Origin of the sequence: Enterococcus pallens ATCC BAA-351 (assembly GCF_000407485.1) — a bacterium.
Lineage (GTDB): Bacteria > Bacillota > Bacilli > Lactobacillales > Enterococcaceae > Enterococcus_A > Enterococcus_A pallens.
In genome coordinates this window covers 271,116-295,429 of the sequence record NZ_ASWD01000001.1, presented here as the reverse complement: position 1 = coordinate 295,429, position 24,314 = coordinate 271,116, and the positions used below count along the sequence as shown (strand labels likewise).

Sequence of the window (24,314 nt, the reverse complement as noted above, 5' to 3'; positions counted from 1 at the left end):
AATGATTACGTTTGATGCAGCAACGGGTATTTTTCATCTTCAAGGAAAGCACACGAGTTACTTCATGCAAAAAAACGAACAAAATCATCTTTTTCACCTCTATTGGGGGAGTCGCTTAGCCAAGCGCCTCCCCGATTATGTATTGAAAGAGATAAAACGCGCCAGCTACATTGCCGATACTGACCATATTAAGGAATATAAGTTAGAACGTCTGCCTCAGGAGTATCCGGCCTTTGGTAATAGTGATTTGCGCAAGCCGGCGTATCAGTTAACCTTTCAAAATGGGACACAAATCAGTGATTTCCGATATACTGCTCACGAGATTACTAAAGGCAAACCAGGTTTAGAAGGATTACCGAGCTTACGGGAAAGCGATGATTGTGAAACTTTGATTATTAAGCTTCATGATGCGTATCAACAAATGGATATGTTTTTGTTTTACACTCTTTATCTAGAAGCTGATATCATTACGCGCCATATTGAATTAAAAAATACTGGTACAACTGCCGTAGAAATCAATCAGCTAAACAGTGCTTGCGTTGAACTGCCATCTAGTGATTTAGACTTAATGCACTTAAGCGGTTCGTGGGCCCGAGAAACCCACATTCAACGAACCCCTTTAAGTCAGCTAAATTATCGGGTGGAAAGTACGCGCGGCAGCAGCAGTCATGAACACAATCCGTTTATTGCTTTAATGGACAAGGAAGCTACTGAAACTGCCGGATCGGTTTACAGCATGAATTTAGTTTATAGTGGAAATTTTGAAGCCACTGTTGATGTGGAAATGCAGGATGCAGTCCGGATGCAAATTGGCATAAACAGCTCACTATTCGATTGGCAGCTTCAACCAGGGAAAAGCTTTGTTTCACCGGAAGCCGTTTTAGTCTATAGTCAGCACGGACTGCAGGAATTAACCCACAAATATCATCGAGCCTATCAAAATTACCTATTGCCGCCGAAATTTGCTCAACAGGAACGACCAATTTTAGTGAATAGCTGGGAAGCCTGCTATTTTGATTTACAAGAAGAGGCCCTGCTGGAATTAGCCAGGTCTTCTAAGGAATTAGGGGTAGAGCTGTTTGTTCTAGATGATGGCTGGTTTGGTCATCGTGATGACACGAGTAGTTCCTTAGGGGACTGGTTTGTGGATCGGCAAAAATTCCCGCAAGGCTTGGAGCATTTTATTGCTCAAATTAAGCAAATCGGTTTGGACTTTGGTATTTGGGTAGAACCGGAAATGATTTCTGAAGACAGCGAGTTGTATCGTCAGCATTCTGACTGGTGTGTTGAGGTGCCTGGGCGTTTGAAATCTTACTCTCGCGGCCAATTTGTTTTAGATTTAACCAATCCTGCAGTGCAGGATTACCTGATCGAGACCTTATCAGAGCTATTTCAGCGTTATGACATTGATTATGTAAAATGGGATATGAATCGCAGCATGACTGAAGCAGGATCTAATGCTCTGACCAGTAGTCAGCAAAAAGAATTTTATCATCGGTATATGCTCGGTTTATATCGTGTGTTAGCAAAAGTAACAGAGGAATTTCCAGAGATTCTTTTTGAGAATTGTGCTGGCGGTGGCGGACGCTTTGATCCAGGGATGATGTATTACATGCCGCAAACTTGGACAAGCGATGATACGGATGCGATTGAACGCTTGGCCATTCAAGAAGGCACCAGTCTGATTTATCCGACCATCTCTATGGGGGCTCACGTTTCTCAAGTACCAAATCACCAAATTGGACGGGTAACTCCTTTGAATACCCGTGGTGTGGTTGCCATGCAGGGAAACTTTGGCTATGAAATGGATTTATCAGCACTTGGTTCAGCAGAAAAACAAAAAATAAAAGACCAAATTGACCAATTTAAACTCATTCGTTCAACGGTGCAATTAGGTAAATTTTATCGTTTAGCAGTACCTAACAAGGAGAATGCCAAGGCTTGGCTGTTTATTGATGAACAACAGGTAGTCATTTCTTATGTCCAAATTCATGCGAAGCCTAATTCGCCATCCAAGCGGCTAAGACTGATCGGATTAGAACCGGAGGCTTTGTATCAGCTGCCCACAGGTGAAAAACGATACGGAGACGAGTTAATGGCCTTTGGTTTAGCTATTGATACTGTGAAGGAAGATTTTTACAGTCAGCAATGGGTTTTAAAGAAAGAAGAGGATGCGTAAATGAACGACTGGTGGAAAAAAGCCGTTTTTTATCAGATTTACCCGAAAAGCTTCAATGATACAAACGATGATGGCATTGGAGACATCAATGGAATCCGAGAAAAGCTGCCATACTTAAAGGAACTAGGTGTGGATGCCTTATGGATCAGCCCGATTTATTTATCGCCGCAAATTGACAACGGATATGATATTGCAGACTATCGTACGATTGATCCTATGTTTGGCACCAATGCAGAGATGTATCAGCTGATCGAAGAAGCTCATCGCGAAAATTTGAAAATTGTCATGGATTTCGTAGCAAATCATACTTCAGATCAATGTGTCTGGTTCCAAGAAAGTCGCAAATCAAAGGACAATTACTTTAGTGATTTTTATATTTGGAAGGATGCGAAGCCAGATGGATCTGCTCCCAATAATTGGGGCTCCAGTTTTGGCGGTTCAGCCTGGTCTTGGGATACATCACGCCAACAATATTATTTGCATTACTATGCGAAGGAACAGCCCGATTTGAATTGGGAAAATCCGACCGTTCGCGCCTATATTTATGATATGATGCGCTTTTGGAAGGCTAAAGGGGTTGACGGCTGGCGAATGGATGTCGTTACATCGATTTCAAAAGATTGGGATTTTCCAGACAATCCTAGACCATTTACTACTGAGAACCAGCAAAATGGTCCGCGAATGCATGAGTTTATTCATGAAATGAATCAGGAGGTCTTAAAGCCCTTTTCGATGATGAGTGTCGGAGAATCACCAGCAGCCAAATCAACCGATGGCCATTTGCTAGTGGATCCGCAACGTGAGGAGCTGGACATGATCTTTACCTTTGAACATATGCATGTGGATCGAGTGAAAGGCAATGTTAATGGACGTTGGGCATTAAAACCGATGGACCTGCCAGCCTTGAAAAAGATTTTAGCCTCTTGGCAAAAGGAATTGCGAGGGCGGGGCTGGAATGCCTTATACTTTGAAAATCATGATCGGGCTCGAGTAATTTCTCGTTGGGGAAATGATGAAGAATATCGTTACGAATGTGCTACTGCATTTGCAACTGTTTTGCATGGTCTGCAGGGGACACCCTTTATTTATCAAGGAGAAGAAATTGGCATGACCAATCCTAAATTTGCGATTGATGAATACGAGGATGTGGAGCTGCGAGGCAATTACGAGTTTTATGTAAAACAGCAGCAGACGATTTCAGAAGAAGAATTTCTAGCAGCTGTTCACAAAATTACTCGTGACAATGCACGAACCCCCATGCAATGGGATAACAGCCAAAATGCTGGCTTTAGCGAAGCGGCTCCATGGTTTAAAGTAAATCCAAATTATCCAACGATCAATGTAGCTGCGGATAAAACGAGCGAAAAATCAGTCTTCAAATTTTATCAAAAACTGATTGAACTTCGTCACACGGAGGAGCTGTTAACAGAAGGCGAGTTTGAACTTTTGTATGAGGAAGATCAAGCCCTGTTTATTTATAAACGAACCTATGGTGAAGCTGCGTGGTATGTTTTGGCGAATTTTTCTGATCAAAAGCAAGCAATTCCAGATGAACTGCAGCAATTGACAGGAAGCTTCATCATTAAAAATAATCAGGCTCGTCATAGTATGCAGGAAACATTAGCTCCTTATGAAGCGTTCATTTTAGCATTGTAGATAATAAAGCTGCAGACATTTGGCTCTGCAGCTTTATTATTTGCTGCTTTGAATCTGAAACGCTGGCACAAAGCTGTGGAAGTTCCAACAGTATTTCCTTAAATTGAAGGTTTGCATTCACAGATAGCTTCGACGTATAATTCACTTGTAGCAATCAAATTTTAAGGAGGAGCAGCATGAGTAAACCATGGAAGATCTCAATTTATTCAGACGGCGCGGATTTAAGCAAGATGAAGGAGAGCTATGCTAGTGGACTGGTTGATGGATTTACCACGAATCCCTCATTAATGAAGGCCGGTGGTGTAACCGATTATCTCAGTTTTGCCAAGGATGTATTGACAGCGTTCCCAAAAGTACCGATTTCCTTTGAAGTTTTTGGTGATGATGCAGAAACAATGAAAAAAGAAGCCCTTATTTTAAAGGATTTAGGCGATCAAGTCTTTGTAAAAATTCCGATAATTGATACAAAAGGCAATAGCATGGCTCCTTTAATTAAAGAACTTTCTGAGTTGGAAATCAAATTAAACGTGACGGCTATTACAACTACAGAGCAGGTACGTAATGCTGTGGATGCTTTTAAAGTAGGAACCACAAACATTGTTTCCATTTTCGTTGGACGATTGAATGATGTAGGAATGGATACCGATGCTTTTGTCAAAGAGAGTCGCGCAATTTGTGATTCTAAACCTGGCAGCTTGCTATTATGGGCTAGCACAAGAGAAGTATACAATATTGTTCAAGCTGATCGTCTAGGTTGTGATATTATTACTGTTCCGCCCCAAATCATTAGTAAATTGAAAAATCTTGGCAAATCTGCAGAAGAGATCTCTTTGGACACGGTTAAGGCATTCCAAAAAGACATTTCTGAATTAGACTTTTCAATTTTAGATTGATTATATACTGTTCACTATATGTATAACAAAAAAAAGACAAGTCAAACTGATTTGTCTTTTTTTGCTGTATAGAAGCTGCCCAAGCAGATACGTTCTCTAATTTGAAGATAAAACCGCAAGACAAGCGGATTACTAAAGCTTTATCATCCATCGAAAAAGTGTACTCATCGTTACGTTCTTTACAGTCTTTAGCTGCCAAAAGGTTAAATTTTTCCTAACTAAAGGAGTAAATGACGCTAATTTCCAAAATAGTACAAAGAGGGTGAAAACAACACGAAATTTTTTTGAAATATTTTTTTTGTTGAAAATAAGGTTAAAATCCGATGGTGGAGTGATAGATTTCACACACTATTTATCAATAGAGGAAGCAAAACCTAATTATGAATATACAAAGTCATCACGCCTTATTTATATATAAATTTTATAAAAGTTTTGTTTTTGCCTTCTTTACTTTCTGTACTTTTCTTTTTATTGAACGGATTACATAATTCTTATATAATTAAAAAAGGCATTTAATAGATTGAATTTATTCGCTGATAACAATATATTCATTTTTGGGAAAAGGAGGGGATCGACTAATGATGAATAAACGAGTCAATGGGTTAGTTGTTTTTTTTATGATGGTCTCTATGCTAGCTCCTATATTTTTTACAACACGTTCGTTAGCTGAAGCAACAGACACCCCAGCAGAATTATTAGCATTTGATCTGATTGAGCAGCAAGCTCAGCAGTTGACTACTGAACTATCGCTTTTGGTTCCTGAATCGGAAAAGGAACAACAAATTACGTTTGATGTTTCTAATAATTATCAAATAAATTCTGAACGACCAGTTGTTATTGATCAAGAAACTAAAGAGGAAATTGGCACTTATTCTTACCACAATCAACAATTAAGTTTAGAACTTAAACCTGTCACAAAAGATACAACAGCTCAGATTCAATTAAGTGGAGAGTATTTACAGGACGAAAATGATCTTTCCATTAGTTATTCAGTTACTAATCAGCAGTTAATTATTCCCCAAGAACAATTACAGCAATCAGACACCGCAATTAAAGAAAGTTCAGAACCAATTGAAAAGAAAGCCCCCATTCAAGAATCTGAATCGAAAACATCCTTGCTCCCATATAGCAGCTCACTAGCTCTTCATGCTGATCTAAACGAGGCAGAAATCGTGGATGGGACCGAAAGCTTTGATGCAAATAATAATCCAGGCAATGATGCCTCCCCAAATAATCAGATAGTTCGTTCTTTTGACACGATTACTTATCCGATAAAAATGACCTTGAATGATTCCAGCGGTGGAACGCTAAACAATATCCGAATCAAAGTTACTGGTACCTTGCATAACGGAATTGTTGCAGGTCGAACAAATGCCGTATTTGCTGACAATTCCACCAATGATTACACTCATAATACTGTGACCTTTGAAGATGAATACGTTGTTGGTGCAACTGGTAATGCAGTTACATTTCCAGTCGTAGTAAATGTCTTAGGGGCAGATAACGGGACAGTATTGCAACCAGAATTTCATGTTCAAGTGATAAGTATTGATGGTGTTGATGTGACCAGTGAAGACATTAAGGTAGATTTCACGCAAGTAATTCCTCGAACGGTTAGCAGCAAAGTTAGTATTGCTCCTAAAATTTCACATGGGACTGTAAAGTTTGCATCTCAGACGTTAGTTACCGCGGGTACATTCAATAAAAATCATCGAACGATTCCACTGGGAGTAGAGTTGATGGCTGTACCATTAGAGGGAAAAACGGATATTAAAGGCGCGGCCTTTCCTAAAGATGATTTACAGATGAAATTGAATTTGACAGGACGGGTTGTTTGGGATAATCATGCTAAGCCAGATCATACTTTAGATTTTAATGGTACAGATCAGTCACCTTTTATTATCGATCATCACAACTACATTGTTAGTACAGGATCAAATTTAATCAGCAGCAATCCTAATACTTGGAGCAATGCAGCCAATGTTGAGTATAAACTGAGAGAGTTTAATGATTCAAGGAGTTATTGGGCAGGTTCAAAAATGTCTGATAAAGCGTCTTATAACGAATTAAATAGTATATGGGATAGTGGCGAATATGGCATTGACCAATACGATTTAAAGAATGAAGTGACCATTGATGTAAAAAATTATCAGATTGGTGCATCTTATCCAATTCGAAGAGCAGATGGCTATACGGGCAGAACAGTTTATAGCCCTAAGGAGAAGGTTTTCACCAACCAAAATATTGATTTAATTCTGCCAAATGACTATACCTATCAAGGGAATTTAAATCCTGAACAATTAGATAATAGTCTTTATTACAGTGCCACTCTTTCCTTTGTAGATGAAGAAGGAGAGACTAAAGAGAGCTTTACTGAATTTTCTATTCGTAATGAAGTACCTGGACTAAAGGGCACGCTATCAGCGAATTTTAAAAATCCAGATACTGGACTTCCATTCGGAAAATACACCATAGCCAACGATATTGATCCTTATGGTGACGGCCAGGCAGTAAGCGGTGCTAAGGTTGCTCTTTCTGGCGGAGGAACCTTTGGTGATACTACGGTGGAGGGCGGTTATCAATATTTACAAAAATGGAACACGGACGCCTTCCAAATGACCAATGAAGATTTTAACTCAAATGAGCTCTTGCTGCAGTCGGTTCCTGTTTTTGGCAGTATCGGCTATCCACATACCGGAAAAGGCTATTGGTATGGCATTAGTAAAAAGACAAACCCTAACTCGCTGGAAAATTTAAAAACAGCGAATGTAACGGATTATGATTGGTACGATGGTGCTACAATTGCTAGCAACCAGACCTACGACAAGGTGGGGGCCGTTTTAATAGACTGTCGCTTACCAATTGCTCGTACATGGAAATATAATGCCAGCAACAATAAAAAAGGCGTTCAGCTGACTATTACTACTGAAAAGCTGGGATCTAGCACGACAGAGGGGACTCCCAATATTTATGTAGCTGAAATGGATGTCTTCCGCGATGAAAATCGACCATTGTTTAATCCTGATAATCCGTCAGCCAGCTACAATGAGCCTAGTAGATACAGTATTTCAAATGGCTATGCTATCCATAAGGAAACCAAATATGATGAAAACAATAAGCTGGTTTCTTTACAAGAACCAGCGCAAGGCCACACTAAATTTGACACATTAGGAATTGTACCAGTTAAGGTTAGTAATGCGATTGAGGCAGAAAAGAGTACCTATCATAGTACCGAAAATGCCAAATGGACGATTCACGACAACGGGCTGATTGCCAGTGAGAATTACAATGAAGAAGATGAGATTTTCTGGACTGTAACGTTGCCGCCGGGATTATCTTATCAATACGGCTCTGGAAAATATGATCAGGCAGGCTTAGAACCTACGGTGACAACAAACCCTGATAATTCTCAAACTTTAGTTTGGACCATAAAGGCGGTCTCGACTCCAGAAGAAACAGCCTTGCTAAAAAACATTGAATTTGAAACGAATTTTGATGACATTAATATTAACTATTCGAATAATGTAGCTGAGTTAACTGTTAAATCAGTCATTAGTACTGAAAAGGACACGAGTCAAGAAGACTTACGAACTTCTACTTCGACTATCAATGTCATGAATATCGGTCGGTTGGGCATTTATCAGACCATTACTCCTTCGATAGAAGAAGTAAATCAAACATATACTTTGAGTATTGTACCTTATTCAACTATGCGAGAAGAAGAAAAGGTACGAGGGGTTGTCCCATTGCCAAAGGATGGCAGCTATTCAGGGAACAGCTTTGAAGGTCAGAATGAACTCACTGAAATTAAGACTGATATTGATCCAGGTAAATCTATCGCTATTTACCTTAATGATGGTTTGATTACTGAAAAAAATCCAAATCTCATTGATATAACTCAGAACGGCTGGTATTTATATACTGGAAGCGGTCAAGATTTATCCAATGTCCAAACGGTCTTATATGAATTTCAGCAAAAGCTTCAGCCAAATGAATCAACCGCGATTCATCTATCACTAAAAAATAAGCAAAATAGTTATGGCAATACGTATCGCCATCAAGCCTTTGGCAATTCACTTTCTGATTACAAAGTCCCTATTTCATCAAATATTGTTGAGCATTTAGTTAAGGGACGAAAAATTAGCGGCAAGGTTTGGTTAGATGAGAATAAGGATGGTCAAATCCAAAACACCGAACCAAAACTAAACAACGTTCCAGTAAAATTGTATCGCAAAGAAGGTACAAATTATATTTTAGTGACAGAAAATTTAAGAGATGAATCACTGAAAAATATAAAAACTGATGCAAATGGTAAATATGAATTTGAGTATTTACCAGCTGGAAAATATATTGTCTTATTTGATTCTGATGCACCGAATTTAAAAGGTAAATTGGTTACAACTTTTAATACAGGTGATGCAGCTACAAGTTCAAAGGTAGATATTGATAATCAATTAGCAGGGTTAGATGGCTGGAATACGATTTTAAGCCAAGAGTTTCCTGAACTAGAGGACATGACTGAAGTACGTTATGAACAAAATAATTTACACTTAGGTGTATATTCTGAAACAGAGCCAAGTACCTCGTCAAGTGAATCAACCGATGACACAACAGAACCAATAACAACTGATAGTGATACAGATACAACAGAACCAACAACAACTGACAGCGACACAGACACAACAGAACCAACAACAACTGATAGCGATACAGATATAACAGAACCAATAACAACGGATAGTGATACAGATACAACAGAGCCGATAGTAACTGATAGCGAAACGGGATCAAGTGGAGATGCGCCATCAACAACCAAACCGTCTAACACTGATTCAAATAAAGATGATAGTGATACGACCTCCGACTCGAACAGGGAAACTAACACAAAGAATTCATCATTGTCGACAAAATCATCGGAAACGGATAAGAATATTGTCGTTGGTGGAAAACAGAATACTCATATACCACCTGGTAGTAAAATGAGTAGAAAAGACTTGCCAGCTACTGCAACCAAACGTTCACTGTTGCCTAAGACAAATGATTTTAGTGATAACCTATGTGTTTTTATAGGGATTGGCTTGCTGATTTTTGCAGGGAGTATGCTAATTAAACAATCAAAATTATCTGATTAGAAAGAAACCGTCGATCATCTTGTGAAGGCTGATTGGCGGCTTCTTAAATTCCCATACAAATGGAGCAGTTTGCAAAATTTTTGCCAGTTGAAAATCCGTACATTACAGTTGGCAAAAGTGAATGCTTTTGATGAACAATCAGCAGTAAGTCTAATGAAATCCTTTTTGACAAAGAAATGGATCATAATTTTATGTTTGCCAAGGTTAGTGATATTCACTTATTTTGCTAAACCATCCTTCAAAACTTAAAATGCCAAATTCTTTGTGTTATGATGAAGAAAAGAAAATCTGATTTGCAAAGGAGATGCCTATGAATTCAGCAGCCCGCAGAGATTTTATTATTAAGGAATTAGAGGAAAATCATACGGTTAAAATCTTAGAGCTTAGCCGACAGTTAAAAGTCACTCGTGAAACTATTCGTAAGGATCTTTACTTCCTTGAAAAGAAAGGGATTATTAAGAAGGTTCATGGTGGTGCTGTCTTGGAAATAACCAACCAGGAAACGGATTATGAAAAACGAAAAAATGAATTTCATGACGAAAAAGCGATCATTGCCAAAAAGGCTGCCTCTTATATTGAAGAAGGGGACACCGTTTATTTGGATTACGGGACGACAACCTTGGCTTTAGCCAAAGAAATCGTCAAAATGAAAAATCTAACGGTTGTGACGAACACGATTCCCATCGTTAATTTATTGCTAAAGAATAAAACCATTAATTTGATTATGCCTGGGGGAATTGTGCGAAACAATGAATCCTCTTTGTATGGGCCTTTTGCTTCTAATAATATTAAGGAAATATATGTTTCGATTGGCTTTTTTGGTTGCAGCGGGATTGATATGGAACGCGGTATTACCTCCCATCATACTGGAGAAAATTTAGTCTCTAAGGAAATGATTCAGCACAGCCAAACGACCGTTATTCTAGCTGATCACAGTAAATTTGGCACGGTGGCCTTTAATAGGACTGCTACATTTGATCAGGTTGATATTGTTATTACCGACCGCCCGAGAAACAAGGAAGAGCAGCAGCAGTTAACCCAACAGGGAGTGGAGCTGATTGATGGCTCAGAAGAAGAATAGATTTATCTAACTGATGCGAATAGCATCAGTTTTTATTTGGCCTTTTCTCTATAAAAAATAGAGTTCACCTCCAACTTATTTTGCTTTATGCTTAAAAAGCAAAATACTTTGTTGCGAAAGCAAATTTATGTGCTATTATAATGGTAACGATTACAAAATATAGGACAGCTTTATTAGCAAGAAAGAGGGGCAAAATGATGAAAAAGATTATTGTGGCATGTGGCGGAGCGGTAGCAACGTCGACTGTTGCTGCTAACAAAATTAGAGAGTTAGCTAAAAGAGAAGGAATTCCGGTAGAGGTTTCGCAATGTCGCGTAAACGAATTAGCATCAAAAAAGGACAACGTTGATCTGATTGTGACAACTGCAAAAGTGAAGAAAGACTATGGTGTTCCTGTTGTACATGGTGTAGCCTTCATCTCGGGTGTAAATATCGCAGCCACTGAAGAAAAGATTCTTGATGTTTTAAAAGATTAAGCGTGGGACGGTACTGCTAAACCGCTGAACTACAGCAGATTTATCAGTGCCGGTTTTAATCACTTATCTTAGTGAAAAGATTAACAGAATCTGCTTCTTCAATCTATAACTAACAATGGACAGCATCACTGCCTCTTTTTATCATAGTAAGGAGTAAAATAATGAATTCGACTGAACGTAAAGAGTATATTCTTGATTCTTTGGATACTAAGCACTCTGTAAGAATCAATGAACTAAGTCAAAATTTAAAAGTAACTAGAGAAACGATTCGCCGTGATCTGAACACCCTGGAAAAAGAAGGAATGATCAAAAAGGTTCATGGTGGTGCAATTCTAGATAATCAAACGGGAGAAACTGATTATGAAAAACGAAAAATCGAACGTTGGCATGCCAAAGAGAAAATTGCCAAACTAGCCGCCAGCTACATTGAAGAGGGTGACAGCATTTATTTGGACTATGGCACGACTACTTTGGCTTTAGCAAAAGAAATTTGCAAAATGAAGAATATTACGGTAGTGACGAATACCATTCCGATCATTAATACGCTGTTGAAAAATGACGAGATTGATATTATTATTCCTGGAGGTTTACTGCGGAGCAACGAGTCCTCTCTATTTGGTCAATTTGCGCTAAATAATATGTGTGAGATTTTTGTAAATATTGGTTTTTTTGGCTGCAGCGGGATTGAAAGCAAGGCGGGAGTTACCAGTCATCATATGGGAGAAGTCCAGGTCTCTAAACAGATGGTTCAGCAAAGTCAGAATGTGATTATTTTGGCTGATCAAAGCAAATTTGGAACTATGGCGTTTAACCGCACGGCCTCACTAGAAGAAATTGATATTGTTATTACGGATTCTTTAGGAACCGATAGCAAGGATTATGATGCCTTAAATGAACATGGGATTGAACTAAATTTCGCCGAATAAAGAAGCAACTAGTCAAACTAAATCGACTAGTTGCTTCTTTTTGTGAGGCTTCGATTAATAAGTAGTTACTTTCAGCGAATCGTAAATTGCATCGATATCTGTTTGCTTTAATTCTGGATACCAGCTTAGTACATTGGCCGTTGAATAGCTGATGGCTATCTTTAGCGTAGTTACGGCATCATTTTGCAAACGTATATTTTTGACTAACCCACCTAGAAAGAAATCGCCGCAGGCAATTGGATTTTTTGCAGCGACTTTTTGCGCCTGTACATGAATGATTTGATCATTAATTTTAGCAATAATCCCTTTAGCACCTAAAGTGATGATAAAGATAGAGGTCTCTGCTGCAGCATCTGATTTCAATAACTCAGCGTAAGAATCTACTGTATCTAGTTTTAGGTTAGGAAACAGATCCAAAATTTCTTCATCATTAATTTTTATGGCATAAGGCTGTGCTTTATAAGCCTGAACCAAGGCTTCACCACTAGTGTCCACGAAAACTTTTACTTCTTTTTCTTGAAATTCTTTAATGAAGTTCGCGATGTAGTCACTGGGCATCCCTTTCATTAACGAGCCGCTGAAGACGACATAATCCCCAGGGACAATTGCTTGTTTTATTCTATTGGTAAAAACAGATAGTAACTTCTGGTTTAAATCAAAGCTGTTTTCATAAATAGGATAGGTCCTGTTGTTTTTCGTATCCATTACAATGTTGCATACCCGAGTGTTTTTGTCAATTTCTGTCAGTTGAAGGGAGATTTTGTTTGCATTTGCCAATTCTTTTAGTAAATCCCCATTTCGGCCACCAACGATGGTATGAACACAGAAATCAGCCTGTGGTGCTTCAAATCCCATTGCATAAGCTACGTTGAAACTTTTCCCGCCAGCAAACTCCTTCACTTCGTAGGGGCGATTAGGTTTTCCTTCTGTAAAGTCATCAATTAACAGTGTACGATCGATTGCAGGATTAGGACAAATTAAGTGTATCATTGTTTGCAACTCCTTCTGTTTTTTGTCAATATTATCATTTATGCAAAGTTAAAGCAATGCAAAGCGAGATTTCCGACTAAAAACTTGGCTTATTTTGCGAATAAAAAGATTTTTAGAATAAAATGCAAACAAAAGTATTGCAAAAGCAAAATATTGTGCTATTATGATGGTAACGATTACAGCAGACGCCAAATGAAAACATTTGACGGGTTGTTCTCACACTTATGCAAAATAAATGCAAATTGTTGTACAAACTTTAAGGAGGAAAAAAATGATTACAAAGGATTTCTTGTATTGCCAGTACACGGTAAAGAACAAAGAAGAATTGTTTGATCGCTTAACCGGTGATTTAATGGCAAAAAATATTGTACGAGAAGGGTTCTCACAAGCATTAAAGGATCGGGAGGCAGAATTTCCAACCGGTTTACCAGTCAAACATGGAGTCGCTATTCCTCATACGGATGGTTCATTGGTTAATTCGGATCAGTTGCTCTTTGTAACTTTAACTGAGCCCATTATCTTTAATGAAATGGGTGGCGATGATGAAGATACGGTTGAAGTAAATGTTGTGGTGATGTTGGCAGTGAAAGATGGCAAAAAGCATTTAACTGTTTTGCAAAATTTAATCGAAGCCATTCAAAAAGAAGGCTTCGTCGATCAGTTGGTTGACGCAACTGATGAGGAACAAATTTTAGCAGCAGTGAATGCGTTTTTATAAAAGAAGGGAAAGATAAAAAGATGAAAAAAGTAATTGTAGCATGTGGTGGAGCAGTAGCAACTTCAACGGTAGCAGCGAATAAGATTCGTGAATTAGCTAAACGGGAAGGCATTCCAGTAGAGGTTTCACAATGTCGAGTCAATGAATTGGAATCAAAAAAAGATGGTATTGATTTAATTGTAACAACTGCAAAAGTGAAAAAGGACTATGGTGTTCCAGTTGTTCATGGTGTTGCTTTTATCTCTGGTGTCAACATGGAAGCAACGGAACAAAAGATTTTGGATGTACTAAAAAAATAATTATTGGAGGAAATGATCATGGGAGTTATTCAATATATTGTTGATCTAGGAGCAAGCGTAATGCTGCCAATCGTTATCTTAATCTTAGGACTAGTTTTAGGTCAAGGAATAGGGAAATCATTAAGATCAGGGATCACGATTGGGATTGGTTTTGTTGGTATTAACTTAGTCATCAGCCTGCTGACAGAAAACTTGGGTGCTGCCGCTGAATCAATGGCGGAGAACTTTAATCTTGGTTTAAATGTAGTTGACCTAGGCTGGCCGGGAACTTCACCCATGGCTTGGGCGTCGGATTTAGGACTTATTGCTATTCCAATCGCTATTGGAGTGAACGTTGTGATGCTCTTACTGAAGATGACTCGCGTAGTCAATGTAGATATTTGGAACATTTGGCATATGGCTTTCACTGGAGCGATTGTACAAACGGCAACTGGCAGTTTTTATCTAGGCATTTTAGGTGTTGCTGTTCATGCAATTATTGCTTATAAGCTTGGAGATATGTTCGGCTCTGTAACTGATGAATACTTTGGATTAGAAGGTATTTCAATCCCACATGGATCTCCAGTTTATATGGGAATTTTCTCCGTACCAATTGACGATTTAATTGAAAAGATTCCAGGACTTAACAAGATTAATATTACTTCAGAGAAAATTGAATCTCGTTTAGGTGTCTTAGGACAACCCACTATTGTCGGTGCATTTTTGGGATTAGCGATTGGTTTATTAGCAGGTTACAACTTTGGCGATTCTATGCAATTGGCAATTCAAATGGCTGCTGTTATGGTCTTGATGCCAATGGTCGTTAAGTTGATCATGGAAGGTTTAATTCCTATTTCAGAAGCTGCTCGTAATCTTTTAGACAAACATTTCAAAGGTAGTGAATTGCGAATTGGTTTAGACCCAGCATTACTTTTAGGGGATGCACAAGTTATCGCAGCCAGTCTAATTTTTGTTCCATTAACCATTTTGATTGCCGTTATCGTACCAGGCAACCAAGTATTACCATTTGGTGATTTAGCAACGATCGGTTTCTTTATTGCAATGGCTGTTGGGGTACACAAAGGTAATTTATTCCGAACGTTGATTTCTGGTTCATTCATCATGTTCATGACAATTTGGATTTCTAATCAGATGATTAATTTGCAAACCTTGCTGGGACAAAATGTGGGCTTGGTTGGTGCCGGCGAACGCGTTTCTTCACTTGATCAAGCAGGTAGTCCTATTACGTACCTATTGGCAAATGGATTGACCTTTGAAATGGGCTTAGGCTTCTTTATTATTCTAGCTTTATATGTTGCCGCCTTTGTTTACACATTTATCAAATACAAGAAGAACACCTTATATATAGAAGTGGAAGAGTTTGAAGGGAATGAAACTGGTGAAAGCATTAGTAGTAACTAACAAGCATAAACTAGAATTACAAGATATTGATAAACCAACTGTTGCTCCCCAAAAGGTACTGATCAAAGTAGCTTATTGTGGAATTTGCGGATCAGACTTGCCAAGATATTTTGAAGGAGGCGTTCATAGCTTTCCTCAAGTATTAGGCCACGAATTTTCTGGTGTAGTTGAAGAAATTGGCGAAAAAGTAACCAACATAAAGGTTGGTGATCGTGTTGCAGTTGCACCATTAGTTCCTTGTGGGACTTGTGAAAACTGTCAAAAAGGTGAACCAGCAATGTGTACCAATTATAGCTTTATTGGCTCTCGTGAACAGGGTGCGATGGCTGAATATGTGGTAGTACCAGAAAAGAATTGTGTAAAGGTACCTGACAGCCTTTCTTTAAAGGAAGCTGCTTTGGTGGAGCCTTTAACGGTTGCAATCCATGGTATCGAGCGAATTAATATTTCAGCTGGTGCAGATGTTTTAGTTTTAGGTGCAGGAACAATCGGTTTACTAACCGTGCTTTCTCTGCGAGCGATCGGTGTTGGCAAAATTACTGTCGTTGATTTGAACGATAAAAAATTGGAAGTTGCTAAAACTATCGGAGCCGATGAGGTAGTTAATCCGACTGTTCAAACCTTGGAAGACTATTACAAAGAAACTAGTTTACCGGAAGCAGTCATCGAAACTGCAGGTAGTTCCGTCACACAAAAACAAGCGATTGAATTTGTCAGCAAACGGGGAAAAGTGGTTTATGTAGGGACAAGCACTAAAGATGTCGTTCTAGATCCTGAAACCTTTGAAAAAATCCTAAGAGGCGAACTTGAAGTTACTGGGTCTTGGATGTCTTACTCGGCTCCTTTCCCTGGTTACGAATGGGAAACCGGCCTACGGTATATGTCCACTAAGCAGGTAGATGTTAAGCCGCTGATTACTGGTTTGTATCGACTCGAAGATGTGGCTGAGCCCTTCGACAAAATGGTTGAAGCAAATTCAACAGCAATTAAACTACTATACGCGATTAATGAGGAGAAATAATCAATGAAAACAATCACAGATAGTCAATTTGAAGCATTAAAAAATACAAGCAATCAAGATGGGGTAATTGGAGCATTAGCGATTGATCAGCGGGGAGCGCTGAAAAAAATGATCGCTCAATACAAGGCTGAAGCAACCGATCAAGACATTGAAGACTTCAAAAAAATTGTTTCTGAAGAATTAACGCCTTATGCAACTTCGATTCTTTTAGACCCTGAATACGGGTTGCCAGCCGCCAATGCGCGGGCTGCTAGCGCTGGTTTATTATTAGCCTATGAAAAAACTGGTTATGATGCCTCGACTCCAGGACGTTTGCCAGATTCCTTAAATGTTTGGTCAGTGAAACGTTTGAAGGAAGCAGGGGCGGATGCTTGTAAGTTCCTTCTATATTATGATATTGATGAAGCGGATGCAATCAATGATCAAAAGAAAGCTTACATGGAAAGAATCGGCTCTGAGTGTGTAGCAGAAGGCTTGCCTTTCTTCTTAGAACTGGTTTCTTATGATGCCAATATTAGTGATGCTGCCTCAAAAGAGTATGCTAAAGTAAAACCTCATAAAGTCAACGATATGATGAAGGAATTTTCTGATCCTCGTTTCAATGTTGATGTGCTAAAGGTTGAAGTGCCAGTTAACATGAACTTTGTGGAGGGCTATGGCAAAGAAGTGGTTTATACAAAAGAAGCTGCAGCTGAATTATTTGCCGAGCAAAGTGCAGCAACCGAGCTTCCTTTCATCTTCTTAAGTGCAGGTGTCAGCGCCCAATTATTCCAGGAAACCTTGCATTTTGCAAAAGAAGCTGGCTCTACCTTTAACGGCGTGCTTTGCGGAAGAGCAACTTGGGCAAACGGTGTTGAACCTTTCATTACTAAAGGCGAAGAAGCTGCCCGTGAATGGTTACGCACGGTGGGACGTAAAAATATTGAAGAATTGAATGCTGTCTTAAAAGAAACAGCGTCATCTTGGCAGGATAAAATCCAAGGTCAATCAAAAGGCCAACGATTCTCATAAAATCATGAAGGTGGCCCAAAATGCGTTTGCATTCTGAGCCACCTTCTTTTTTGAACAAATTGTAATTCTTTATTTGGATAAATAGAAAGCAGGTAAGAAAATGAGTAAACTAATGATCGAAAACGAGAGATTACAGGTTCAAATTTTGACTAAAGGAGCTGAATTAACCAACATTCAGTCTAAAATAGATACTACCGAATTTTTATGGCAGGCCGACCCAAAATACTGGAGCCGACATGCACCGATCCTGTTTCCAATTGTTGGCAAGTTGAAAAATGATCAATACCAGTATCAAGGGAAAACGTATGAGATGTCCCAGCACGGCTTTGCTCGGGATATGGAATTTTCGGTAGTGCTGCAGGAGTCAGATAAAGTCCGTTTAGCATTACAATATACCAAAGAAACCTTAGTAAAATACCCCTTCAAATTTTTACTGGAGGTAGAATACTGCTTACAGGAAGATTGTTTAGTAACCCGTTATTTTGTTACGAATTTGTCAGAAACAGTTGAAATGTGGTTCTCAGTTGGTGCTCATCCAGGATTTAATGTTCCGATAGATAGGAATGCAGCTTTTGAAGACTACACATTAGAGCTATCGCCAGCAACTCAGCGAAAGTTTATTCCAGTTACCCAAGAAGTATTACTGCAAACTGATCAAGCTACTCAAACGGAAAAATCTAGCTTCAGCTTAAGTCGTGACTTGTTTAAAAAAGGAGTATTGATTTTTGAAACGCCAGAAAAAACGCAGATTACTCTTAAATCAGCGAGAAGTCAAAAGCAGATTATCATGGAATATCAAACGCTGCCTCACTTAGGTATTTGGTCAACTTATCCGGCCGAGGCGCCATTTGTCTGTATTGAGCCTTGGAATGGTCTTGCTGATTCCTTCGATGCCAGTGGTTTGCTAGAAGAGAAAAAAGGAATTAATCGGTTAGAACCGCAGGAAGTGTTCACTACCGAATACTGCACTACCTTCCTAACTGGAGGTAAATAAATGCAGGCAGTGATTTTTGATATGGATGGTGTCTTGATTGATACAGAGAAGGTTTCAAAGCAAGCTTTTACGAAAGCTTTTGAATCTGTTGACTTGAAATTCACTGAAGAGCTGTATCAGAAAATTTTAGGACGGAGTTTAAAGGATATTGAAGTGTTCCTTGAAGAAACCTTGCATTATCCCAATATTGCTCGCCAAATCATTCAACAGCGGGAAATTGAGTTTGCCAAGTATTACCAAACTCATCCAGTTGAGGTGAAGACCGGCATCTTTGATTTTTTAGCGTTTATTAAAAATCGCCGACTGAAAACAGCGGTAGCAACTTCAGCGAAAGAATCCATTGCAGTACCTCTGCTAGAGCAGGCAGGATTAATTCAGCATTTTGATACATTGACCTTTGGTTCGCAGGTAAAAAAAGCCAAACCCCATCCTGAGATTTTTCTTAAAGCAGCAGCGAGTTTAGCTGTTAGACCTGAGGAAACTATTGTAATTGAAGATTCTGAATCTGGAATCATCGCTGCTAACCAAGGCGGCTTTCAGGCAGTATTTATTCCAGAGACTAAACCTACAAAAACCTTCAGCCAACAGTACAACTTTGCTTACTATCAAAAGGTACAAGATTTTCAAGCTTCATTGCAGAACTAACGATAAGTCGACAAAAAGAGATTAGCTCTTTTTATCGACTTATTTTTTTACCTGCTGCCTTTAAAAATAAAATAGAGGAGCAAACCAATGATTGTCCAAAAGGTTAGACAAAATACAATGATTCCACGCCAAACAAGATAAGAAGGGATTGATTCGAACCAATCTTCTAATTTACGCCTCACATCTATCACCCAATCTTCTCCAATATCATAACTCAATAATCGCATAATGACGAATACATTACTATACAATAAATATAAAATTAAACTAAACGAAGAGGAAATAACTTTTTTTCTTCATAGAATTAAAGAGGTGGTGACTTTTTATAGTGTTTGAACTTAATTCTAAATATTTTCTAAGTTGAAGGAATCCTCGAAGTTGTTTAAGCTGATACCTGTGCTTATGGAAAGGAGAGACGTTATATTTTCATGTTTTATTACGGAAAAAAAAGCTTGTCCACATATCTAGACAGACATTGACGAAGAAAACGGATACAGAGGATATAGAATATGAATCAAGAGGTGAGGAAAATGATTTTTAGTTCAAACGAAAACATGCTGATTAACATTTTAAATTTTGAAGATTACGTTTCAGCAAAATACCTCTCGGAAACCTTATACGTTTCGACGAAAACGATCTACCGTATGATCAAAAAAATCAACGAGCTGTCATTTGAGGAAAATAAAGACATACTGATTATCTCTGAGCCAGGAAAAGGCTATAAATTGAATAGGTCTTTTCGCAATCAAGATATTTATTCCATGATTGAATTCACCGAAGAGAACAGTTTAAATGAATTGGTTCTCGCTTTACTGTTTAAGCATCCGCGGAAGGTGAAGCGCACCGTATTAGATACTCAGTTTCTAAGTGAAAGCTCTATCGAACGAAGACTTAAAAAGTCCGCGGATATTTTAAAGAAATACGCAATTCAGTTAAAGGCCGATCGAGAATATTTATGGTTAATTGGTGAAGAAATTGATTTGCGTAAAGCCATTAATAATATTTTTTTGGAAATGAACAAGTTGAACAGCTTGAATGAAATTGGTATCGAAATTAATGCGATCGATAAGCATTTCATTGATCAACAGATCAGCCTGATTGAAGAGATGCTAGGGGAGTACATCAATTATCCTTACGACATTACTATTTATACTCATATTTATATGATTATCAAACGCTATCGTGAAGGCGAGGTTCAATACCTAGGCAGCCAGGAACCTTTAGAGAAAGAGGAGCAGCAGTTGATGGCGGCCAATCCTCAAATTACTCAAGTGGCCAAACAAATTATCTGTAATATTGAAAGTTATTTGACTATTCAGATGAATCCGCTGGAAAGCTATTTTGTTTTTCAGAACATCTATTCTATCAACAGTCAAAAACGCGAAAGCAGCAATATAGATAAGAAGCTGGCTGAAGAGATTACTAAACTATTCATCACCGAATATTTTTCTATTTCAGATGTCTCTTTATTACCTGCTAGTCGTTCATTGTACGAAGACCTATATCAGCATGTTTTGCCCATGCTAAGTCGATTACGATCAGGAATAAAGATCGAAAACAATTTGTTGGATGAATTGATGTTGGAATATCGCAGTACTTTTCTAAAGGTAAAAAAAATCGCCGAAGAAATCAATCAGGAATTGATGTTCGAAACAAAAATGAACGATGCCGAAATTGGTTACATGACTTTGTATTTTGAGAAATATAAAATTGATCGGTACAAAAATAAAAATGTTTTGCTGGTTTGCTCTACAGGTGTGGGAACCTCTGAGCTGTTAAAAGTCCGAGTACAACAAAATTTCCCCAACTTAAACATCGTCGCTACCATGAGCCAGCGGCAGATGAAAAAGAATCAAAGCTTCATTCATGAGAATGTTGATCTGATTTTTTCGACTATTCGGATTCCCTTAACCATTGGATACATTCCTGTACTGAATATTAGTCCTTTGTTAACAGACAAAGATATTCAAAACATTAATTACACATTGAAGGAACTAACTGTAACGTAAAAAAGAAGGAGAGAATAGGATGGAAAAGATTGAATTAGACAAAGTTGTTCACCAGGAATTAATAATTGTTGGTACAAAAGCTAAAAACAAGAAAGAAATTATTGATCAGCTAGGCCAGCTATTAGAAAAAAAAGGCTATGTTACCTCTGCAGAGGAATACATTAAGGATGTTTATCTGCGGGAAGAAGAAGGAGAGACCGGTATAGGTCAAGGCGTGGCGATCCCACATGGAAAATCCAGCGCTGTAAAAGAGACAACCGTCGCAATTGCGGTTTTAGATCAAGAGATAGAATGGGAAACATTGGATGGTAAGGGGGTCAAAATAGTTATCATGTTTGCTGTCAAAGATTCAGATGCAAATACAACCCATGTTCTACTCTTGCAGCAAGTCGCAATTTTGTTAGCAAATGACACATTTATCGAAGCAGCTAAAAATGTGAAATCTGTTGATGCGTTGTACCAATTAATCACGGAATTTCAATAAAATTTGGAAATGATAAAGGAGAAGATCACATGTTAGTAACAGGAAAAGAAATTTTGAGTGTCGCAAAGGAACAAGGATTCGCAGTGCCGGCTTTTAATGCCGGATCAGGTCAACTTTTAAATGCGGTAATGGAGGCTTGTGAGGAAGCTCAATCACCAGTTATGATTGCCATTCACCCTGATGAGTTGAGCTTCTTAACTGACAGCTTTGTGGCTCAAGCCATCTATTTAGCCAATCACACAAAAATTCCAGTATGTATCCACTTGGATCATGGTGCCAGCTTTGAACAAGTCATGCATGCCATCAGCATTGGCTTCACCTCGGTCATGATTGATGCTTCTCATTTGTCTTTCGAAGACAATGTAGCGATTTCGAAAAAGGTGGTAGAAGCAGCACACGCAGCAAATGTATCCGTAGAAGCTGAATTAGGCACGATCGGCGACACGGGAAACACAGTTGAAGGCGGCGTTAGCGAAATTGTTTACACCGATCCTAAGGTTGCACAGAATTTTATTGATCAAACAGGTGTAGACAGCTTAGCCGTTGCCATTGGAACAGCTCACGGTATTTATCCAAAAGACGTTGATCCTAAATTACGTTTGGATATTTTAGAAGAAATTGAAGCCTTAACCGACATTCCTTTAGTATTGCATGGTGGCTCTAGTAATCCTGATGAAGAGATTAGCAAGGCTGTAACAATGGGCGTAAACAAAATAAATATCTCTAGTGACATCAAAATTGTTTTTGCTAATGAATTACGTGAGGTCTTAAATAACGGCAACCTGGAAGCTAGAGAACCAAACGTCTTATTCCCTAGCTGTATGGCTGAAACGAAGAAAGTTGCTTTAGAAAAAATCAAGCTGTTTAAATCAAACGATAAAGTCAAATTCTACTAAATAGAGGAGGCGCTGTTATGAAAATTGTTGGTATAGCCGCATGTACTGCCGGGATTGCTCACACCTACATTGCGAAAGAAAAATTGATTCAAGCCAGTACCAATCGGGGACACAAAATCCACATCGAGACTCAAGGCTTAGCGGGTACTCAGGATGCATTAACTCAAAAAGATATTGATGAAGCTGACGTGGTAATTATCGCTGCTGATATAAAGGTCAATGGTCGCGAACGATTCAAGAATAAGAAAATCGTGGAAGTCCCGACTGGTTTAGTCGTAAAATCCCCCAATAAATTAGTGGAAAAGTTAGAAGAAGTGAACGTTTAATTCTTCATGTCGGGGCCCTTGTTTATTCAGTTAACAAGGGTTCCCCAACAGTGAAGCCAAATTACGAGGAGGAAGATCATGGAAAAGATCAAAGCTATTGGTTTCAAAAAACATCTGATGACAGCTATTTCATTTTTCTTGCCAATTATTGTTGCTTCAGGGTTCTTACTAGCCATCGGAAATATGATGGGTGGTGCCTCTATTGATAATTTTAGAGAAGGTTTCAGTTTTGCTGACACGATGACTACCATGGGGGGCTACGGTTTGGGTTTTCTCCCAATGATTGTTTCTACTGCGATAGCTTACTCGATTGCTGACAAACCTGGAATAGCTCCTGGATTGATTGTTGGATTTGTTGCGCATGGTATTGGGACTGGCTTTCTAGGTGGTGTGGTCAGCGGGTATATTTCAGGATACGTTGTAGTAATTATGATGATGATTATCAAAGTACCTAAATGGATGGAAGGCTTGATGCCAACTTTAGTTCTACCTTTTCTTAGCGCATTTGTAGCGGGAATGGTGATGTATTATGTTGTTGGCACACCAATTACTTGGTTTACGGATCTGATTACTGGTTACTTAGGAAATTTAAACACCTCTTCACTATTTGTTTATGGTGCAATTATTGGGATTTTGGCCTCGATTGATTATGGTGGTGCTATTAATAAGGTGGTCTTTGCCTTCGTTTTCGCTTTGTTTTCGGAAGGAATTTATGAGCCAATCACTGTGTTGATCTTAGCCTCCATGGTTACACCATTTGGCTTAACCATTGCCTACTTTATTGGAAAAGTAATTAACAAGAATATTTTCAATCGTCAGGAAATTGAAACTCTGAAGACGGCCTTTCCCATGGGAATTTGTCAGATTACTGAAGGCTGCTTCCCGATCGTGTTAAATGATTTGGTCCGCAATGTTATTGCTACCGGAGTTGGCGGTGCCATCGGTGGTGGGTTAAGTATGCTTTGGGGGGCAGACAGCCACATTCCTGCTTCTGGCATGTTTGCTATTCCAACCATGACTCGTCCTTGGGCGTTCATTGCTGCATTAGCTATTGGTTCACTTGCGACTGCAGTAACAATCCTCATATTGAAAAAACGAGTGGATCCAAACGCTGAAGTCGTTATGGAGGAAAAAGAAGAAGATGATGTTTCTTGGGATGATTTGACCATTTCTTAAG

At 38.7% G+C, this 24,314-nt stretch carries 20 protein-coding genes; 19 read left to right on the top strand and 1 reads right to left on the bottom strand.

Annotated elements, in window-relative coordinates; genetic code table 11:
- Position 1 precedes the first annotated feature (1 nt).
- The 7 genes from I588_RS01465 to I588_RS01435 all read left to right on the top strand — a co-directional run bounded on the left by I588_RS01465 (position 2) and on the right by I588_RS01435 (position 12,343).
- A complete protein-coding gene (locus tag I588_RS01465; protein ID WP_010757156.1) occupies positions 2-2,179 on the top strand; it encodes an alpha-galactosidase in 2,178 nt (725 codons plus the stop codon).
- The gene (locus I588_RS01460; protein ID WP_010757155.1) at positions 2,180-3,835 is read left to right on the top strand and encodes a glycoside hydrolase family 13 protein; all 1,656 of its coding nucleotides are present in this window, start codon (positions 2,180-2,182) and stop codon (positions 3,833-3,835) included.
- Between the two features lie 176 nt (positions 3,836-4,011).
- Positions 4,012-4,728 (top strand): transaldolase, encoded by a 717-nt coding sequence (locus tag I588_RS01455; RefSeq protein WP_010757154.1) that lies wholly within the window; start codon positions 4,012-4,014, stop codon positions 4,726-4,728.
- Positions 4,729-5,306: 578 nt separating this feature from the next.
- Entirely contained in the window at positions 5,307-9,860 is a 4,554-nt protein-coding gene (locus tag I588_RS01450) for an SdrD B-like domain-containing protein (protein ID WP_010757153.1), read from the top strand.
- Positions 9,861-10,170: 310 nt separating this feature from the next.
- Positions 10,171-10,941, top strand: a complete 771-nt coding sequence (locus I588_RS01445) for a DeoR/GlpR family DNA-binding transcription regulator (protein WP_010757152.1) — start codon at positions 10,171-10,173, stop codon at positions 10,939-10,941.
- Positions 10,942-11,135: 194 nt separating this feature from the next.
- Positions 11,136-11,417 (top strand): PTS galactitol transporter subunit IIB, encoded by a 282-nt coding sequence (gene gatB / locus I588_RS01440; RefSeq protein ID WP_010757151.1) that lies wholly within the window; start codon positions 11,136-11,138, stop codon positions 11,415-11,417.
- Positions 11,418-11,578: 161 nt separating this feature from the next.
- On the top strand, positions 11,579-12,343 hold the full coding sequence (locus I588_RS01435; RefSeq protein ID WP_010757150.1) for a DeoR/GlpR family DNA-binding transcription regulator: 765 nt from the start codon (positions 11,579-11,581) through the stop codon (positions 12,341-12,343).
- A 54-nt stretch (positions 12,344-12,397) separates the two neighbouring features.
- Here the strand turns inward: I588_RS01435 and I588_RS01430 are convergent, their stop codons facing one another.
- Positions 12,398-13,333, bottom strand: a complete 936-nt coding sequence (locus I588_RS01430) for a 1-phosphofructokinase family hexose kinase (protein WP_010757149.1) — start codon at positions 13,331-13,333, stop codon at positions 12,398-12,400.
- A 271-nt stretch (positions 13,334-13,604) separates the two neighbouring features.
- On the opposite strand from I588_RS01430, the gene I588_RS01425 reads away from it, so the two are divergent.
- From I588_RS01425 to I588_RS01370, 12 genes are all read left to right on the top strand, one after another.
- Positions 13,605-14,051: a PTS sugar transporter subunit IIA gene (locus tag I588_RS01425; RefSeq protein ID WP_010757148.1), complete on the top strand. Its 447-nt coding sequence runs from the start codon at positions 13,605-13,607 to the stop codon at positions 14,049-14,051.
- A 20-nt stretch (positions 14,052-14,071) separates the two neighbouring features.
- The gene (gatB, locus tag I588_RS01420) at positions 14,072-14,350 is read left to right on the top strand and encodes a PTS galactitol transporter subunit IIB (RefSeq protein WP_010757147.1); all 279 of its coding nucleotides are present in this window, start codon (positions 14,072-14,074) and stop codon (positions 14,348-14,350) included.
- Positions 14,351-14,368: 18 nt separating this feature from the next.
- Complete coding sequence (locus I588_RS01415) at positions 14,369-15,751, top strand: PTS galactitol transporter subunit IIC (protein WP_010757146.1); 1,383 nt, start codon at positions 14,369-14,371, stop codon at positions 15,749-15,751.
- Positions 15,720-16,772 (top strand): galactitol-1-phosphate 5-dehydrogenase, encoded by a 1,053-nt coding sequence (locus I588_RS01410; RefSeq protein WP_010757145.1) that lies wholly within the window; start codon positions 15,720-15,722, stop codon positions 16,770-16,772. The genes I588_RS01415 and I588_RS01410 overlap by 32 nt, the downstream gene beginning before the upstream one ends.
- A gap of 3 nt (positions 16,773-16,775) precedes the next feature.
- Entirely contained in the window at positions 16,776-17,783 is a 1,008-nt protein-coding gene (lacD, locus tag I588_RS01405) for a tagatose-bisphosphate aldolase (RefSeq protein WP_010757144.1), read from the top strand.
- A gap of 100 nt (positions 17,784-17,883) precedes the next feature.
- The gene (locus tag I588_RS01400) at positions 17,884-18,777 is read left to right on the top strand and encodes an aldose 1-epimerase family protein (protein ID WP_010757143.1); all 894 of its coding nucleotides are present in this window, start codon (positions 17,884-17,886) and stop codon (positions 18,775-18,777) included.
- Complete coding sequence (locus I588_RS01395) at positions 18,778-19,422, top strand: HAD family hydrolase (protein ID WP_010757142.1); 645 nt, start codon at positions 18,778-18,780, stop codon at positions 19,420-19,422.
- Positions 19,423-19,952: 530 nt separating this feature from the next.
- Positions 19,953-21,431 (top strand): BglG family transcription antiterminator, encoded by a 1,479-nt coding sequence (locus tag I588_RS01390; protein WP_034693275.1) that lies wholly within the window; start codon positions 19,953-19,955, stop codon positions 21,429-21,431.
- 19 nt (positions 21,432-21,450) lie between these two features.
- A complete protein-coding gene (locus tag I588_RS01385) occupies positions 21,451-21,915 on the top strand; it encodes a PTS sugar transporter subunit IIA (protein WP_010757140.1) in 465 nt (154 codons plus the stop codon).
- A 29-nt stretch (positions 21,916-21,944) separates the two neighbouring features.
- Positions 21,945-22,811: a ketose-bisphosphate aldolase gene (locus I588_RS01380; RefSeq protein ID WP_010757139.1), complete on the top strand. Its 867-nt coding sequence runs from the start codon at positions 21,945-21,947 to the stop codon at positions 22,809-22,811.
- Positions 22,812-22,828: 17 nt separating this feature from the next.
- Positions 22,829-23,137, top strand: a complete 309-nt coding sequence (locus I588_RS01375; protein ID WP_010757138.1) for a PTS fructose transporter subunit IIB — start codon at positions 22,829-22,831, stop codon at positions 23,135-23,137.
- Positions 23,138-23,215: 78 nt separating this feature from the next.
- A complete protein-coding gene (locus I588_RS01370; protein WP_010757137.1) occupies positions 23,216-24,313 on the top strand; it encodes a PTS fructose transporter subunit IIC in 1,098 nt (365 codons plus the stop codon).
- Position 24,314 lies beyond the last annotated feature (1 nt).

Bases quoted from the DNA above. Each gene is read 5' to 3' on its own strand.
- I588_RS01465 (WP_010757156.1), top strand. From the start codon at position 2: ATGATTACGTTTGATGCAGCAACGGGTATTTTTCATCTTCAAGGAAAG.
- I588_RS01460 (WP_010757155.1), top strand. From the start codon at position 2,180: ATGAACGACTGGTGGAAAAAAGCCGTTTTTTATCAGATTTACCCGAAA.
- I588_RS01455 (WP_010757154.1), top strand. From the start codon at position 4,012: ATGAGTAAACCATGGAAGATCTCAATTTATTCAGACGGCGCGGATTTA.
- I588_RS01450 (WP_010757153.1), top strand. From the start codon at position 5,307: ATGATGAATAAACGAGTCAATGGGTTAGTTGTTTTTTTTATGATGGTC.
- I588_RS01445 (WP_010757152.1), top strand. From the start codon at position 10,171: ATGAATTCAGCAGCCCGCAGAGATTTTATTATTAAGGAATTAGAGGAA.
- gatB (WP_010757151.1), top strand. From the start codon at position 11,136: ATGATGAAAAAGATTATTGTGGCATGTGGCGGAGCGGTAGCAACGTCG.
- I588_RS01435 (WP_010757150.1), top strand. From the start codon at position 11,579: ATGAATTCGACTGAACGTAAAGAGTATATTCTTGATTCTTTGGATACT.
- I588_RS01430 (WP_010757149.1), bottom strand. From the start codon at position 13,333: ATGATACACTTAATTTGTCCTAATCCTGCAATCGATCGTACACTGTTA.
- I588_RS01425 (WP_010757148.1), top strand. From the start codon at position 13,605: ATGATTACAAAGGATTTCTTGTATTGCCAGTACACGGTAAAGAACAAA.
- gatB (WP_010757147.1), top strand. From the start codon at position 14,072: ATGAAAAAAGTAATTGTAGCATGTGGTGGAGCAGTAGCAACTTCAACG.
- I588_RS01415 (WP_010757146.1), top strand. From the start codon at position 14,369: ATGGGAGTTATTCAATATATTGTTGATCTAGGAGCAAGCGTAATGCTG.
- I588_RS01410 (WP_010757145.1), top strand. From the start codon at position 15,720: ATGAAACTGGTGAAAGCATTAGTAGTAACTAACAAGCATAAACTAGAA.
- lacD (WP_010757144.1), top strand. From the start codon at position 16,776: ATGAAAACAATCACAGATAGTCAATTTGAAGCATTAAAAAATACAAGC.
- I588_RS01400 (WP_010757143.1), top strand. From the start codon at position 17,884: ATGAGTAAACTAATGATCGAAAACGAGAGATTACAGGTTCAAATTTTG.
- I588_RS01395 (WP_010757142.1), top strand. From the start codon at position 18,778: ATGCAGGCAGTGATTTTTGATATGGATGGTGTCTTGATTGATACAGAG.
- I588_RS01390 (WP_034693275.1), top strand. From the start codon at position 19,953: ATGATTTTTAGTTCAAACGAAAACATGCTGATTAACATTTTAAATTTT.
- I588_RS01385 (WP_010757140.1), top strand. From the start codon at position 21,451: ATGGAAAAGATTGAATTAGACAAAGTTGTTCACCAGGAATTAATAATT.
- I588_RS01380 (WP_010757139.1), top strand. From the start codon at position 21,945: ATGTTAGTAACAGGAAAAGAAATTTTGAGTGTCGCAAAGGAACAAGGA.
- I588_RS01375 (WP_010757138.1), top strand. From the start codon at position 22,829: ATGAAAATTGTTGGTATAGCCGCATGTACTGCCGGGATTGCTCACACC.
- I588_RS01370 (WP_010757137.1), top strand. From the start codon at position 23,216: ATGGAAAAGATCAAAGCTATTGGTTTCAAAAAACATCTGATGACAGCT.